13 protein-coding genes and 1 pseudogene are annotated in these 14,511 nt (G+C 72.2%); 9 read left to right on the forward strand and 5 right to left on the reverse strand.

Going from position 1 to position 14,511, the window contains the following annotated elements; translation table 11 throughout:
- Positions 1-78: 78 nt before the first annotated feature.
- The 3 genes from ACF1FZ_RS07805 to ACF1FZ_RS07815 all read left to right on the forward strand — a co-directional run bounded on the left by ACF1FZ_RS07805 (position 79) and on the right by ACF1FZ_RS07815 (position 3,473).
- The gene (locus ACF1FZ_RS07805; RefSeq protein WP_391772477.1) at positions 79-600 is read left to right on the forward strand and encodes a pyridoxamine 5'-phosphate oxidase family protein; all 522 of its coding nucleotides are present in this window, start codon (positions 79-81) and stop codon (positions 598-600) included.
- A gap of 819 nt (positions 601-1,419) precedes the next feature.
- Positions 1,420-1,623: a cold-shock protein gene (locus ACF1FZ_RS07810; protein WP_015607926.1), complete on the forward strand. Its 204-nt coding sequence runs from the start codon at positions 1,420-1,422 to the stop codon at positions 1,621-1,623.
- A 197-nt stretch (positions 1,624-1,820) separates the two neighbouring features.
- Positions 1,821-3,473: a DEAD/DEAH box helicase gene (locus tag ACF1FZ_RS07815; RefSeq protein WP_391772478.1), complete on the forward strand. Its 1,653-nt coding sequence runs from the start codon at positions 1,821-1,823 to the stop codon at positions 3,471-3,473.
- Between the two features lie 412 nt (positions 3,474-3,885).
- Here ACF1FZ_RS07815 and ACF1FZ_RS07820 read toward each other — a convergent pair whose 3' ends face one another.
- Positions 3,886-4,311: a hypothetical protein gene (locus ACF1FZ_RS07820; protein ID WP_391772479.1), complete on the reverse strand. Its 426-nt coding sequence runs from the start codon at positions 4,309-4,311 to the stop codon at positions 3,886-3,888.
- A 148-nt stretch (positions 4,312-4,459) separates the two neighbouring features.
- Here ACF1FZ_RS07820 and ACF1FZ_RS07825 point away from each other — a divergent pair, with 148 nt between their 5' ends.
- From ACF1FZ_RS07825 to ACF1FZ_RS07835, 3 genes are all read left to right on the forward strand, one after another.
- Entirely contained in the window at positions 4,460-5,104 is a 645-nt protein-coding gene (locus ACF1FZ_RS07825) for a DUF998 domain-containing protein (RefSeq protein ID WP_391772480.1), read from the forward strand.
- Between the two features lie 40 nt (positions 5,105-5,144).
- Positions 5,145-5,516, forward strand: a complete 372-nt coding sequence (locus tag ACF1FZ_RS07830; RefSeq protein ID WP_391772481.1) for a YciI family protein — start codon at positions 5,145-5,147, stop codon at positions 5,514-5,516.
- A gap of 82 nt (positions 5,517-5,598) precedes the next feature.
- Positions 5,599-6,819 carry an RNA polymerase sigma factor gene (locus ACF1FZ_RS07835; protein ID WP_391772482.1) on the forward strand — a complete coding sequence of 407 codons (1,221 nt, stop codon included), beginning with the start codon at positions 5,599-5,601 and terminating at the stop codon, positions 6,817-6,819.
- A gap of 164 nt (positions 6,820-6,983) precedes the next feature.
- Here ACF1FZ_RS07835 and ACF1FZ_RS07840 read toward each other — a convergent pair whose 3' ends face one another.
- Both ACF1FZ_RS07840 and ACF1FZ_RS07845 read right to left on the reverse strand, forming a co-directional pair.
- Positions 6,984-8,078 (reverse strand): ankyrin repeat domain-containing protein, encoded by a 1,095-nt coding sequence (locus ACF1FZ_RS07840; RefSeq protein ID WP_391772483.1) that lies wholly within the window; start codon positions 8,076-8,078, stop codon positions 6,984-6,986.
- Positions 8,079-8,115: 37 nt separating this feature from the next.
- Complete coding sequence (locus ACF1FZ_RS07845) at positions 8,116-9,024, reverse strand: hypothetical protein (RefSeq protein WP_391772484.1); 909 nt, start codon at positions 9,022-9,024, stop codon at positions 8,116-8,118.
- A 252-nt stretch (positions 9,025-9,276) separates the two neighbouring features.
- Here ACF1FZ_RS07845 and ACF1FZ_RS07850 point away from each other — a divergent pair, with 252 nt between their 5' ends.
- Positions 9,277-10,053, forward strand: a complete 777-nt coding sequence (locus ACF1FZ_RS07850) for a S1 family peptidase (RefSeq protein WP_391772485.1) — start codon at positions 9,277-9,279, stop codon at positions 10,051-10,053.
- Here ACF1FZ_RS07850 and ACF1FZ_RS07855 read toward each other — a convergent pair.
- Both ACF1FZ_RS07855 and ACF1FZ_RS07860 read right to left on the reverse strand, forming a co-directional pair.
- Positions 9,953-10,219, reverse strand: a complete 267-nt coding sequence (locus tag ACF1FZ_RS07855; protein WP_391772486.1) for a hypothetical protein — start codon at positions 10,217-10,219, stop codon at positions 9,953-9,955. The genes ACF1FZ_RS07850 and ACF1FZ_RS07855 overlap by 101 nt on opposite strands.
- Before the next feature lie 16 nt (positions 10,220-10,235).
- Positions 10,236-10,615: pseudogene (locus ACF1FZ_RS07860) on the reverse strand (beta-galactosidase); the annotation flags it as partial.
- 361 nt (positions 10,616-10,976) lie between these two features.
- Here ACF1FZ_RS07860 and ACF1FZ_RS07865 point away from each other — a divergent pair.
- The gene (locus tag ACF1FZ_RS07865; RefSeq protein WP_391772487.1) at positions 10,977-11,300 is read left to right on the forward strand and encodes a chorismate mutase; all 324 of its coding nucleotides are present in this window, start codon (positions 10,977-10,979) and stop codon (positions 11,298-11,300) included.
- 276 nt (positions 11,301-11,576) lie between these two features.
- The gene (gene pepN / locus ACF1FZ_RS07870) at positions 11,577-14,126 is read left to right on the forward strand and encodes an aminopeptidase N (protein WP_391772488.1); all 2,550 of its coding nucleotides are present in this window, start codon (positions 11,577-11,579) and stop codon (positions 14,124-14,126) included.
- The last annotated feature ends 385 nt before the right edge of the window (positions 14,127-14,511 follow it).

The following is a 14,511-nucleotide window of genomic DNA, read 5'->3' on the forward strand; positions in this document are numbered from 1 at the left end:
GAGGAGCAGCGACGAGGGCGCCCGAACCGGTGACGCACGACGAAAACACGACAGGAGATGTCCTGATCACGAGGTTCGATGGCACCCATGACATCGAGCGAGACACCTGGTTCGTGGCAGGACTTCCGCGCGGCGGAACCGGCCTTCGCCGAAGCCGTACGGAAACGGTTCCAGCAGTACAAGCACCACGTCCTCGCGACCCTGCGCGTGGACGGCTCGCCCCGGGTCACCGGTCTGGAGGTGGAGTTCCGGATGGACGCGCTGTGGTTCGGCATGATGCCGAACTCCCGCAAGGCGCTGGACCTGCGGCGTGATCCGCGTTTCGCCCTCCAGGCCAACCCGGGGCCGGACGCGGGGATGGCCGACGGGGACGTCCGCGTCTCGGGGCGGGCGGTGGAGGTCACCGACGCCGCCGTGCTGGCCCGTTTCGTCGAGGAGGTGACCCCGCCGGAGCCCTTCCTCCTCTTCCGCGCCGAGCTCGCGGAGGTGGTCCGCACCGGCCTCGACGGCGACGACCTCGTCGTACGGGTCTGGCGCCCCGGCCACCCGCTGCGCACCCTGCGCAGGGGCGGGGACGACAGTCCTGTCCGCGAGTCGTGACCTTCTGACCTGCGGCCACGTGGTGCGGGGCGCCGCGTGGCCGGGCGGACGAGGGGGGTGCCCACGGAAGAAGTCCGAGACGGCTTCCCGGCCCGAGCGCCGACCCGGACCGCCGGTCTTCGCCGCACGGGTCCTCGCCGTACAGGGACACGCCGCCGTCCGCAGGATCGCCGACGGGCGTTCCGGACCGGCCCGGCCCTCGGCCCGCCCGGCACCTCGTCCGCGACGCGGTCCGGGGCGCGGCCTCCTGCCAGGGGGCGGGCTGCGGCCACGAGCCCGGGGACCTCGCCCCACCCGTACCTCGCGCTCCTCCTGGACGGCCTCGCGCCGGATGACGCCCGTTCGGTGCAAGGCCTGCGACGGATCCGCCTGCCCGCGGTGCGTGGTCCGGGCGCGCACCGCTACGGCACTCAGGTGAACCATCTCTCCGTGCGCGGAGCCCGCAGCCCCTTGCGGACCGCTCCGGGACCCCGGCGGAATGAATGACTCCGTTGCCCGGTGAAGTGCCCAAAACCCTTGGGGGAGCAGGTCGGGGGACACCCGCGAGCGATTGTGGAGGCCGCCGTGGCCGGTCCCCGCCGCCGCGTTGCTCGGCAGGATCTCCGGCGCGCCGGAGCAACATGATCTGCCGTTCGCCGACAGAACGTGCTACGGTTGCCGAGTTGCAGTTTTGGTACCCATGAACTTTATGTGCGCCTGACGGGAACCCTCCTCAGGCGCTTTATTGTTTTCCGGCTTTCTCCGGATGGGGCTCAATGCGGCGACTTGGAATTCGTAAAGTGCGGATTTCCGGCACTGCACCTCTTTTAGGAGAATGACATGGCTACTGGAACCGTGAAGTGGTTCAACTCGGAAAAGGGTTTCGGCTTCATCGAGCAGGACGGCGGCGGCGCCGACGTCTTCGCCCACTACTCCAACATCGCCACCCAGGGCTTCCGTGAGCTCCAGGAGGGCCAGAAGGTCTCCTTCGACGTCACGCAGGGCCAGAAGGGCCCGCAGGCGGAGAACATCGTCCCGGCCTAATTGCCGGACGCGTACCTCGCAGCCGGGGCCCGCACCGTGAAGGTGCGGGCCCCGGTTTGTGCTGTCTCCGGCTCGTCCTTCCCCGGTTCGCCACCGCAACCGGGACACCTGCTCTGTGCTTGCATCCTGGGGCGCACATCAAGCAGTCCGCAGCAGTCGGCAGTAATCCCAGGAATCCCCCAGGAGGGCAATTCCGTATGACCCGCTCCGAACGCCAGGACCGTCCGACCCGCAGCCGCCCGACAAAGGGGCGCGGCCCGGACCGGGCTCAGGCGAACACCCGAGGATCCGGCAAGGCGCCGGCCCGCCGCAGGCCCGTGCCCGCCCAGGGCGGAGAGTTCGCCCTGCCGGAGACCCTGACCCCCGCCCTGCCCGCCGTCGACGCGTTCGCCGAGCTGGACATGCCCGCAGCGCTGCTGAAGACCCTCGCCGCACAGGGCGTGACCGACCCCTTCCCCATCCAGGGCGCCACCCTGCCGAACTCGCTGGCCGGCCGGGACATCCTCGGCCGTGGCCGCACCGGCTCCGGCAAGACCCTGGCTTTCGGCCTGGCGCTGCTCGCCCGCACCGCGGGACGCCGCTCCGAGCCGCACGCCCCGCTGGCACTCGTCCTCGTCCCCACCCGCGAGCTCGCCCAGCAGGTCACCGACGCGCTGACCCCGTACGCCACCTCCGTCAACCTGCGCGTCGCCACCGTCGTGGGCGGCATGTCGATCAGCAGGCAGTCCGGCGCGCTGCGCCGCGGCGCCGAGGTGCTCGTCGCCACGCCGGGCCGGCTCAAGGACCTCATCGAGCGCGGCGACTGCCGGCTCGACCAGGTCTCGATCACCGTCCTGGACGAAGCCGACCAGATGGCCGACATGGGGTTCATGCCTCAGGTCGTCGCACTGCTCAAGCAGGTGGAGGCGGACGGGCAGCGCATGCTGTTCTCCGCGACCCTCGACAAGAACATCGACCGGTTGGTGAAGATGTTCCTCACCGACCCGGTCGTGCACTCGGTCGACCCGTCGGCCGGAGCCGTCACCACCATGGAGCACCATGTGCTGCACGTGGCGGACGAGACGGACAAGAAGGCCGTCGCCACCCGGATCGCCGCCCGTGACGGCCGGGTGATCATGTTCGTGGACACCAAGCGTGCCGCGGACCGCTTCGCCAAGCGGCTCCTCGCCAGCGGTGTACGGGCCGCGGCCCTGCACGGCGGCCGGTCCCAGCCGCAGCGCAACCGGACGCTGGACCAGTTCAAGAACGGCCAGGTCACCGCGCTCGTCGCGACGAACGTGGCGGCGCGGGGCATCCACATCGACGACCTGGACCTGGTCGTCAACGTGGACCCGCCGACCGACCACAAGGACTACCTCCACCGCGGCGGGCGCACCGCGCGCGCCGGGGAGTCCGGCAGCGTCGTCACGCTCGTGCTGCCCGAGGAGAAGCGCGAGATGACCCGGCTGATGCAGGACGCGGGCATCGCGCCGCGCACCACCCGGGTCAAGTCCAGCGACGAGGAGCTCAGCCGGATCACAGGTGCCCGTGAGCCCTCCGGCGTCGCGATCGTCATCGAGGTGCCGCAGCCGGCGCAGCCCAAGCCGCGTACACGCGGCACGGGGCAGGGACCGGGCTCGGCGGTCGGCGGAGCCTTCCGCTCGGGCAGCCGGGGACGTGGCCGGCGCGGTGGGACGGGCGCGGGCCCGGGCGCCGCGCAGGGCGGCGCCGGTGGCGCCGCCCGCGGTGGTGCGGCCGGCGGTGCGGCTCGTGGTGGGTCCGGCGGCGGTGCCGCCCGTGGTGCCGGCGCCGGCCGGGCCGGCGGCACGGGACGCGGCAGCGCTCCGGGCCGCGGTCGCCGGGCGGCATAGCCCTGGGGTGCGGTGACCGGTCCCGCCGGTCACCGCACCCCGTGCCCGCCTCCGGGACGCACCCCGGACGGCATGGCCCGGTCACGCCACGACCCCGGCGCCGGAGGCCCCCGGAATCCTGGGCAGCAGCTCGCATCACCCTCGGTGACGATGCCCGGTTCCGGCCGAGCGGCGGGCTGCGACCTCGTCCGGGAGGACCGCGTATCCGGCCTCCGGGCGGCTGGCCGCCGGGCATGAGCTGCATCCGTTTTGAACGGGCCCGCCGCTCGGCCGGTGCTCCGCCCCCACTCGGCCTCCGGCCCAGGTGTTACGGCCCGCAGCCGGAGCCGCGTGAAGCCGCCGCCCGGCGACGGCCCGCCCGGTGCGGCCGGCTACGGCCGGGCCGCCTGGCCCACGCTGTTGCGGGCCGGTCTCAGATCCTGGTCATGGTCGATGTGTATCCACCCCCGCCCGGGTAGACCCAGTCGCCGGACACCGTGGTGCCGTCGGCGTCGAAGGTGCCCTCGTAGAACGCGGGGCCGCCCTTCGCCCCGGCCCAGATGGTGAGCCTGTCGCCGTTCAGTTCGTAGACGTAGTCGAAGGTGTTGCCGTTCGAGTCGTAGAACCGCGACACCACGTCCGCGCCGGCCGGCTCGCCGAACGGGCGCAGGTTTCCGATCACCTCCAGGCCGCTGACCGGCTCGCCGTACTGGATGAGCTCGACGTGCTGGCTCAGGAAGAACCGGCCGGGCATCCACTCGTACCGCACGGTCCCCTCGGCGCCGCCGGTCACGGCCCAGGTGCCGACCAGGCGGTCCAGGGCCTTCAGCTCGGCGCTCGGCCGGATGGTCTCAGTCATTTCGTCCTCCTTGACGGGTTCTCACGGCTACCTCGAAGCCGGCGGCCTGTTCTTGACACCTCCCGTGCGTGATGCGGGTCACACGGAAAGGGTGTCGAGATCACGGATCCGGCCACGAGGTAGCCCGCAGACCCCGAAGGAGGAAGTCATGACAGCCGCTGTCACCACCACCGCCGTCCCCGTCGTCCGCCGCTCGGATCGCCCGCTGTTCGCCGGAGCACTCGCCGGACCGGCGCTCTTCGCCTCGGCCGGCATCCAGACGGCCACCCGCGAGGGTTCCGGCGTCACCAGGCACCTGACCAGCCGGCTCGCCACCGGAGGTGCCGGGTGGATCCAGATCTCGACGTTCGTGCTCGCAGGCCCCGGCGTACTCGCGCCGGCTGCCGACGTCGGGCGCACACCGACCGGAGGAGGCGGGCGCCGAGCGCTGCCGATCCCTGTCGGGATCCCCGGCGCCGGGCCGGTCACCTCCGGCCTCCTGCCCACGGATCCGGAGAACGGCTTCCCGGTCGGCGCACCGGACCAGCCGCTCGTCCGGATGTCCTGGCACAGCGTCGCGCACTCGGCCTCGGTGGTCGCCGCCCACAGCGCCCTGATGTCCGCCGCCGTCGTGCTCACCGCGCGGTGCGTGGGCCGCCGGGCCGTCCTCCCGGCCGTGCTCGACGGTGCCACCTGGCTCGCGCTGGTACTGCCCGTGCCGGCGGACCACATGAGCGTCCGGACCACCGTGAACGGTCCGCTCGCCGCCACCTGGACGACCGTCCTCGTGCTCTCCCCGTGCAGCACGCGCTGACCTGCCCTACTATCGCCGAGCACGATCGGAGAGGGGACCCGTGAAGTACCTGCTGCTCGGATACACGTCGGCCGCCGCCTGGGACGCCGCGACCGCTGATGTGCCCACGGAGGAGGCGCTGGCCGCCTTCGCCACATACCGGGAATTCGAGAAGGAACTCCTCGGGACCGGGGAACTCGTCAGCACCGAGGGCCTGGGCCACCCGGCGGTCAGTACCACGGTGCACCGGTCCCCGGACGGCGTGACACTGACCGACGGACCGTTCGCCGAGCTCAAGGAGGTCCTGGCCAGTTTCGCCGTCATCGACGTGGCCGGCCGGGAACGGGCCCTGGAGATCGCCTCGCGGATCGTGGAGGTGCTGGGCGAGCCGATCGAGGTCCGGCCCGTCATGGGAGAGGACTTCACGGCGTGACCGGCCGCCCCGCGCGAGGCCCGGCGCGGACAGCGCGCCGCACCGGCCGGTGAACCGCGGACCGGTCACGGACCTCGAACCCTTGCTCCGCACCGAAGCGCCGCAGGTGCTCGGCGCGTTGACACGGCGCTTCGGCCGTTTCGACATCGCCGAGGACGCCGTACAGGAGGCGCTGCTCGCGGCGAGCCGGACGTGGCCCGCCGAGGGTGTGCCGGAGAATCCGCGCAGCTGGCTGATCCGGGTCGGCTACCGGCGGATGGTCGACCTGCTCCGCTCCGATCAGGCACGGCGCCGAAGGGAAAAGGAAGCAGGCACGGCCGAACTGGCCATGCAGGAACCGGCCCGCCAGGGCGGCCCGGCGCAGGAGACCGACGACGGCCTCACCCTCCTGCTGCTCTGCTGCCACCCCGCCCTGAGCCCCGCCTCCCAGGTGGCGCTCACCCTGCGCGCCGTGGGCGGTCTCACGACCGCCGAGATCGCGCACGCCTACGGAACGACCGAGACCACTCTGGGGACGCGGATCAGCCGCGCCAAACAGCAACTGGCCCGCAGCGGAGCCCGCTTCACCGCGCCGACCGCAGACGACCGGCACACCCGCATGGCCGCCGTCATGCGGGTTCTCTACCTGGTCTTCAACGAGGGTTACACCGCCTCCGCCGGTCATGAACTCGCCCGTACCGACCTGACCGCCGAGGCGATCCGGCTGACCCGGATGCTCGCCGGCACGGTGCCGGACGACGCCGAGGTGACCGGCCTGCTGGCACTGATGCTGCTCATCGAGTCGAGGCGGGCGGCCCGCATCGGTGACGACGGCGGGCTGGTGCCGTGGGAGGAGCAGGACCGCACGCGCTGGAACCGCGATCTGATCCGCGAGGGCACCCGGCTGATCGACGGCGTCTGGAGCCGGCGGGCGACGGGTCCGTACCAGCTGCAGGCGGCGATCGCGGCCCTGCACGCGGCGGCCGGGACACCGGAACGGACGGACTGGCCGCAGATCGCGATGCTGTACCTGTGGCTCGAACGCCTCACCCCCACCGCGCCGGTGCGCCTGAGCCGGGTGGTCGCGGTCGCCCAGGCCTACGGGCCGGACCGGGGGACAGCACTGCTCGACGACCTCGATCGGCGCCATGGGCTGGGGCAGGACCCCCTCACCCGGCAGCGGGAGCGCGCGGTGCGCGCCCACCTGCTGCAGATGACCGGCGACGCGGCCGGCGCGGCGAAACTGTACCGCGAGGCGGCTTCCCTGACGGCCAATCAGGTAGAGCGCCGCTATCTGCTCGACGAGGCCGACCGCCTCACCTGACCGGTCGGAGCCGCCCACGTCAGGAGAGCGCGACGCCGATCCGGCCGATCGGGTCCGTCCGGGACGCGTGCGCACGTCGACCGTTCCCGGCCCCCGGCCAGGAGGTCCGGGGCGCACCGGCCACCACGGCCCCGGTGCGTCAAAAACCCGGCGGACGACCGAGTTCATCCCGGGGCGGGTTCCTGCGTGTCCGGGTCCCGCCCCTCGTAGCGGCCGAGCGCCCGCGCCGCGGCGGCGGCCGGCGCCGGGGCCGCGGCCCCGGCCACCTCCCGCAGCAGCGGAACCGCCCGGGCGGCGAACGGCTTTCCGCCGGTGTGGAACCCGAGCCGCGCCAGCACGTCCACGCCGAACGCCTGCCGCAGCGGGTCCTCGCCCACCGTCCACGCGGCCGCGGACCGGAACGTCTCCTCGTCGCCGCGCAGCCACAGGGTCCCGACCGCCACCAGCCAGTTGTCCAGCCCGGGACCCCCGCCGCGCAGCGCCCGGGCGGCCAGCTCCTCGAACGGGGCCCGCAGGCCCAGCTCGTTCTCCAGGAGCGTCGCGATCGCCCCGTGCCCCGTCTGCAGGTCCTGCGACGCGAACGGCTCCCCGTCCCGCAGCAGTTCGACCGTGACGGTCACCCCGCCGTCCGCCGGTGCGCGGCGCACCGCACTCCCGTACCCCCCGTCGTCCCCGTAGGCGCGCCGCAGCGTGTCCCGGAGTTCCTGCTCCACGTCCAGGGTGAGCATGCGCCGGGCCTCCTCCAGTGCGGGGGACAGGCTGCGGGCACCGTGCCGGAGGAGGGCGCGCACGGTGTGCACCGATCCCCGCCGGGCCGCGACCACCAGCGGGACCTCCCCTTGCGGGCCGGGCAGTTCCGGGTCCGCGCCATGGGCGAGGAGGGCCTCCGCCACCCGCGCGTGGCCCAGGCCCGCCGCCCAGCGCAGCGCGGTGAAACCGAACTCCTCGCTCAGATCCGGTTTCGCCCCGGCGGACAGGAGCGCCCCGACGACCTCGGCATGACCGCCGCACGCCGCACCGCACAGGGGGAGGTCGCCCTTCTCCGGGCCGCTCGCCCGGTCCGGGTCCGCCCCCGCCGCCAGAAGCAGCCGGACCGCTCCGGGCAGGTCCTGCACGGACGCCAGATACAGCGCGGTCGTCCCGTCCTCGTCGCTCGACTCGGCGGACGCACCCGCACGGAGTGCCCGGACGACGGCGTCCTCGTCGTCGTGCAACGCCTCGAAAAGGCTGCTTGCACCCCCAACCGGATCATTTGTCATACCCCGACCCTACGGCCGTCCCGGAGCCGGACGATCTTCAGGTGTCGCACTCCAGGACCGTGCGGCACAGCCCGCACCGGGCCCGTGTCCGGCCCCGGACCGGGACCCGGACGCGCTGGTGGCAGGTGGGGCAGGCGAAGGAGACCCGGAGCCCGTCGGCCCCGTCCTCGAAGGCGTAGGGGGCGGACGGGTCGCGTACCGCACCAGGATGGTCCCCGGCATGAGGGCGGTCCCTGGCATAGCGGCGCCTGCCCGCCCACCCCGCGGCCGCCAGCGGTGGCCGGCGCAGGTCGCGCAGGGCCTCGGCCCGGCCCCTGGTGTACGCCGTGTACGCCTGAGGGCTGGTGAACCACACGGACGGGTCCTCACCGAAGACCAGCGCGCGCTTGGCGAGTACGTATCCGAATTCCTCGGGTGTGAGATAGCCGAGCTTCTGGCTGGAGACCGCGTCCTGACGGAAGGCGTCCAGCAGCAGCCAGCCCGCACCGAGATAGGCCGTCACCGTGTCCGTGAGGATCTCGTTGTCGTGGGTGCCGGGGAGCTCCAGCCCCAGCCGGTGCAGCAGCACATGGGTGATCTCGTGCGCCAGCGCGGCCCCGATGTCCCTGCGGTGCGTACGGAAACGGTCGTTGAGCTCGACGAAGTACTCCGGCCCGGCGGTGAGTTCGACGCTCGCGGCATGCTCCATCCGCCGGAAGCCGACGATGATGCGGGCCTGCGGCAGGCGGAGGTGCCGTACCAGGGCGCCGGCCACCCGCTGGGCGCCGAGGTGCAGGTCGTCCACGTCGCGGAAGGCGGCGTCGGCCGGGGCGAGGCTCGTGCCGTAGGCACGCACGCCGTCGGGGGAGAGCCGCCGGTAGAGCGCGGTGACCGCGGACCGGACCGCGTCGAGATGCGGGAATCCATGGACGACCGGACCGCCGCCCACCTCGCTGCCGTCACTCATGCCCGAACCCCGTCAACGGCGCTCGACGGACCTTCACTCCAGGCCGGTTCGCGGGAAACCGGCCAAGGACCGACCAGTGATCTTGGCCGGAAACCCTGCCTTGTGACAGCGGTGATCGCTTCCCGATAATCGGATGGCTCTTGTCGGGAGCATGCCGAAAATTGACCGGCCTGTGCCCCTGACCAGGACACGCACGCCCGCACGCCTGCACGAACACCCCCATCGACCCCCCACCGAAAGCAGGCACAGCCCATGAAACAACTCCTGCGCACCCTCAAGAGATGCTCCGTCATAGCCGCGGTCGCACTCGCCACCCTCAGCCTCCAGCCGTCGAACGCCTCCGCCGCCCCCGCACCCGTCGTCGGCGGAACCCGCGCGGCCCAGGGCGAGTTCCCCTTCATGGTCCGGCTCTCCATGGGCTGCGGCGGCGCCCTCTACAGTCCCACCATCGTCCTGACCGCCGCCCACTGCGTCAGCGGATCCGGCAACAACACCTCCATCACCGCCACCGCCGGAGTCGCCGACCTCCAGTCGTCCTCCGCCGTCAAGGTCCGCTCCACCAAGGTCCTCCAGGCACCCGGCTACAACGGCGTCGGCAAGGACTGGGCACTGATCAAGCTCGCCCAGCCCATCAACCAGCCCACCCTGAAGATCGCCACCACCACCGCCTACGACACCGGCACCTTCACCATCGCCGGCTGGGGCGCCGCCACCGAGGGCGGCGGCCAGCAGCGCCACCTCCTCAAGGCCACCGTCCCCTACGTCTCCGACACCACCTGCCGGCAGGCCTACGGCAGCGACCTCGTCCCCAGCGAGGAGATCTGCGCCGGATACGTCAGCACCGGCGGCGTGGACACCTGCCAGGGCGACTCCGGCGGTCCCATGTTCCGCAAGGACAACGCCGGAGCCTGGATCCAGGTCGGCATCGTCAGCTGGGGCCAGGGCTGCGCACGGCCCGGTTACCCCGGCGTGTACACCCAGGTGTCGGCCTTCGCCTCCACCATCGCATCGGCCGCCGCGGGCCTCTGACCCCACTCACCCCGCAACACCCCCCGGGGGCACCCGTCCTGACGGGCGCCCCCGGGCCCAGCCCCACGAACGGCTCCCCGGCCTCCTCCAGCTCCAGCACCCACACCTCGTTGGCCCCCTCACGGAGCACGGGCCCCGGGACATACAGCGTCCGCCCCGGCTCCACCGACCAGTAACGGCCCAGCCCCGTACCCCGCGTCCCCGGTCCGCACCCGCCGGCCGAACCGCCCCGTCACCCAGGCCGGCAGCCCACCGTTCCCCCACTCGGCACAGATGTACGGACCCGGCCGCACGATCGCCACAAGCCCCGCTCCGTGCACCGCGTCCAGGAACCGGCCCACCGCCCCCACATCCCGGAACACACCCGGCCGCGGCTCATGAAGGTTCCACGGCACATACGTCTCCGCACAGGTGAGACCCATCGCCCGCATCATCGACAAGCGGTGTTCCCCCTGCGCCTCGTGCACCCGGAAATAGTGCAGTGCCCCCGAAGCAACCGCACCGGTTTCCCGTCGAGCAGGAAGTGGTCGTCCCCCACGCTGAAGTCACCCGTCGTGCTCATACGCTCCTGTACGCGAGATTCGAGCTGTGCACGGGATCCGTGAACGGCCCTCAGCATCGCGTCCCGGCACCCCCCGGGTCCCATCCCCTCATCCCGCCCGGCCGCTCACGCCCCGCCGCACGGCGGACGGTCCGGACGACGGACGTCACCCCCTTGTCGATCCGCCGGCACGGCCCACCACCACGAGCGCACTCCGTGCCGCGGCGGCCGGCCCGGAACGGGCGGCGCGACCGTGCCACAGCCGGCTCCCCGACGACGGCGCAGGCCGAGCACACTCCTGCCGACCGGCCGCCGAACAGGAAACGGGGCACCACCCGCACCCGCCGTCGCTCACCCCACGGACGGTCTAAGCTCGCTGACCATGACCACGAGCGACATCGACGAGTACGTCACCGCCGAACTGAACCGGCTGCGCGAGAGCATCGACAACATCGACGCCGCAGTCGTCCACATGCTCGCCGAGCGTTTCAAGGCCACCCAGCAGGTGGGCCACCTCAAGGCCGAGCACCACCTGCCACCCGCGGACCCCGCCCGCGAGGCCCGCCAGATCGCCCGGCTGCGCCAGCTCGCCGAGAGCGCCAAGCTGGACCCGGCCTTCGCCGAGAAGCTGCTGAACTTCATCGTCGCCGAGGTCATCCGCCACCACGAGCGCATCGCCGAGGAATCCGTTCCCCCCGGCGCCTGACCCCACGGCCGGCCCGCCCCGGCGCCCCGGGGCCACACATCCCGGGGATCACGCATCCCGAGGCCACGGGCGCCGGGCCGCACAGCCCCGGGCGCCGGGGCCGTCCGGGCCAGGAGCCACGCGCCCCGGAGGCCACAGGAGCCGGGGCCGCCCGAGCCAGAGGCTCCGCGTCGCCGGGCACCGCTCCCCGGGCGGCCGGACAACCCCCGCCGCCCGCCGTCAGCCCTGCGAGAACCCCACTGCACAGCCCCGGAACCGTACGGCAGCATGGGCGCCATGTCCGTACTGACGCGCGACGAAGCGCAGACCCGAGCCCAACTCCTCGACGTACACAGGTACACGGTCGAACTCGACCTCACCACAGGCGACGAGACCTTCGACTCCAGGACCGCCATCCGGTTCACCGCCCACGCGGCCGGAGACACCTTCGTCGAGATCAAGCCGGAGAACCTGCGCTCCCTCAGCCTCGACGGACACCCCCTCGACCCCGGCCGCCTCGACGAGAACCGCTACCCCCTGGACGGCCTCACCGCCGGCCCCCACGAACTCACCGTCGACGCCACCATGCGCTACTCCCGCACCGGCGAAGGCATGCACCGCTTCACCGACCCCGCCGACGGCGAGACCTACGTCTACACCCAGCTCTTCATGGAAGACGTCCAGCGCGTCTTCGCCGCCTTCGACCAGCCCGACCTCAAATCGGTATTCGACCTCACCGTCACCGCACCCACCGGCTGGACCGTCCTCGGCAACGGCACCACCACCCAGGCTCCCGACGGCCGCTGGACCATCGCACCCACCCCGCCCATCTCCACCTACCTCGTCGCCGTCGCCGCCGGCCCCTGGCACTCCGTCACCACCCACCACGCCGGCCTCCCCTTCGGCATCCACTGCCGCCGCTCCCTCGCCCCCCACCTCGACGACGACGCCGACGAGATCCTCGGCATCACCCGCGCCTGCTACGACCGCTACCACGAGAAATTCGACGAACCCTACCCCTTCGACTCCTACGACCAGGCCTTCGTCCCCGAATTCAACGCCGGCGCCATGGAGAACCCCGGACTCGTCACCTTCCGCGACGAATTCCTCTACCGCTCCGCCGTCACCGACACCGAACGCCAGACCCGCGCCATGGTCATCGCCCACGAGATGGCCCACATGTGGTTCGGCGACCTCGTCACCCTCACCTGGTGGGACGACATCTGGCTCAACGAGTCCTTCGCCGAGTACATGGGCTACCAGACCCTCACCGAAGCCACCCGCTTCACCGACACCTGGACCGACTTCGGCGTCTCCCGCAAGGGCTGGGGCTACGACGCCGACCAGCGCCCCACCACCCACCCCGTCGCACCCGACCCCGACGCCGTCCCCGACACCGCCTCCGCCCTCCTCAACTTCGACGGCATCTCCTACGCCAAGGGTGCCTCCGCACTCCGCCAACTCGTCGCCTGGCTCGGCGAAAAAGACTTCCTCGCCGGAATCAACACCCACATCGCCCGCCACAAATTCGCCAACGCCACCCTCGCCGACTTCATCGACAACCTCGCCACCGCCACCGACCGCGACGTCCACACCTGGGCCACCACCTGGCTCCGCACCACCGGCGTCGACACCCTCACCGCCCACGTCGAAAACACCGGCAACAGCTGGAACCTCACCGTCGACCACGCAGGCGACCGACCCCACCGCATCATCGTCGGCACCTACGACCACAGCCTCGACACCCACACCGGCAGCGAACAACTCACCCTGCGCCACCGCTTCGAACTCGACATCCCCCAGGACGGCACCCCCACCACCCAACCCGGCCGGCGCCCCGACCTCGTCGTCCTCAACGACAACGACCTCACCTACGCCAAGATCCGCCTCGACCCCGACTCCTGGGACACCGCCCTCACCCACCTCACCGGCATCCCCGACCCCCTCACCCGCGCCCTCCTCTGGAACACCGCCCGCGACATGGTCCGCGACGGCCAGCTCCACCCCACCGTCCACCTCACCGCGGCCCGCACCCACCTCCCCTACGAAACCGACCTGGCCCTCGTCCAAGGCGTCCTCGGCTTCGCCTCCACCCACATCGCCGACCGCTACCTCACCCCCCAGGACCGGCCCACCGCCCTCGCCACCCTCACCTCCCTCTGCCGCGACCTCCTGCGCCGCACCGAAGGACTCACCGCCAAGGACTGGGAACAAGGCCCCGGCACCACCCCCGGCAGCCCCGACCCCGGCCTCCGCCTCACCGCCGTACGCCACTTCATCGACGCCGCCACCCAGCCCGACACCATCCAGGACTGGCTCCGCGAAGGCACCGTCCCCGGCGGACCCGAACTCGACCCCGAACTCCGCTGGCGCATCCTCACCCGCCTCGCCGTCCTCGGCGCCACCGACGAGACCACCATCGCCCACGAACTCGACGAGGACCCCAGCGCCACCGGACAGGAAGGCGCCGCCCGCTGCCGCGCCGCCCTCCCCACCCCCGGCGCCAAAGCAGCCGCCTGGCAAGCCATGTTCACCGACGACACCCTGTCCAACTACCTCTTCACCGCCACCGCCCAAGGCTTCTGGCAGCCCGAACAGAGTGAACTCCTCCACCCCTACATCGCCCGCTACTACCCCGACGCCATCGCACTCGCCGCACGCCGCGGCCCCGCCATCGCCGAAGCCGCCGGACACCACGCCTTCCCCACCCACGCCGTCGACCCCGACAGCATCCACCTCGGCGAGAAAGCCCTCGACAACCCCGCACTCACCCCCGCACTGCGCCGCAAACTCACCGACCAGATCGACGACCTCCGCCGCGCCCTCGCCGTACGCGACGCCCAATGACCAGGACACCACCGTGCCCGCGCCGCAGCACCACGGCCGATGACCCAGGGCACTCCCGCTCCGCAGCACCACGACCGACGACCCAGGAACACACCCCCGCCATCACGCGAACGCCCTGACCACCGGAACACCCAGCGCCACGACGCAGTCCCGGCCCCGGCGCACCCACCCACCCACCCACCCCGCCACCGTGCCCGGCCCCTCACCGAGAAGGGCCGGGCACAGTCGTGCGAACAGCGAATTCCTATACCAGCCCCACAGCCGCCGACACCCCCGCACCGAACCGCAGTACCCCTTTCGGGTTCAGATCGTTGGGCTCTTCGGCCGCCCCCTCCGCAACCCGGACAGGCTGGCACCACCGCCCCCGCGCACCCGAAGGACCACA

It is taken from the genome of Streptomyces sp. NPDC014623, assembly GCF_043088245.1.
Lineage (GTDB): Bacteria > Actinomycetota > Actinomycetes > Streptomycetales > Streptomycetaceae > Streptomyces.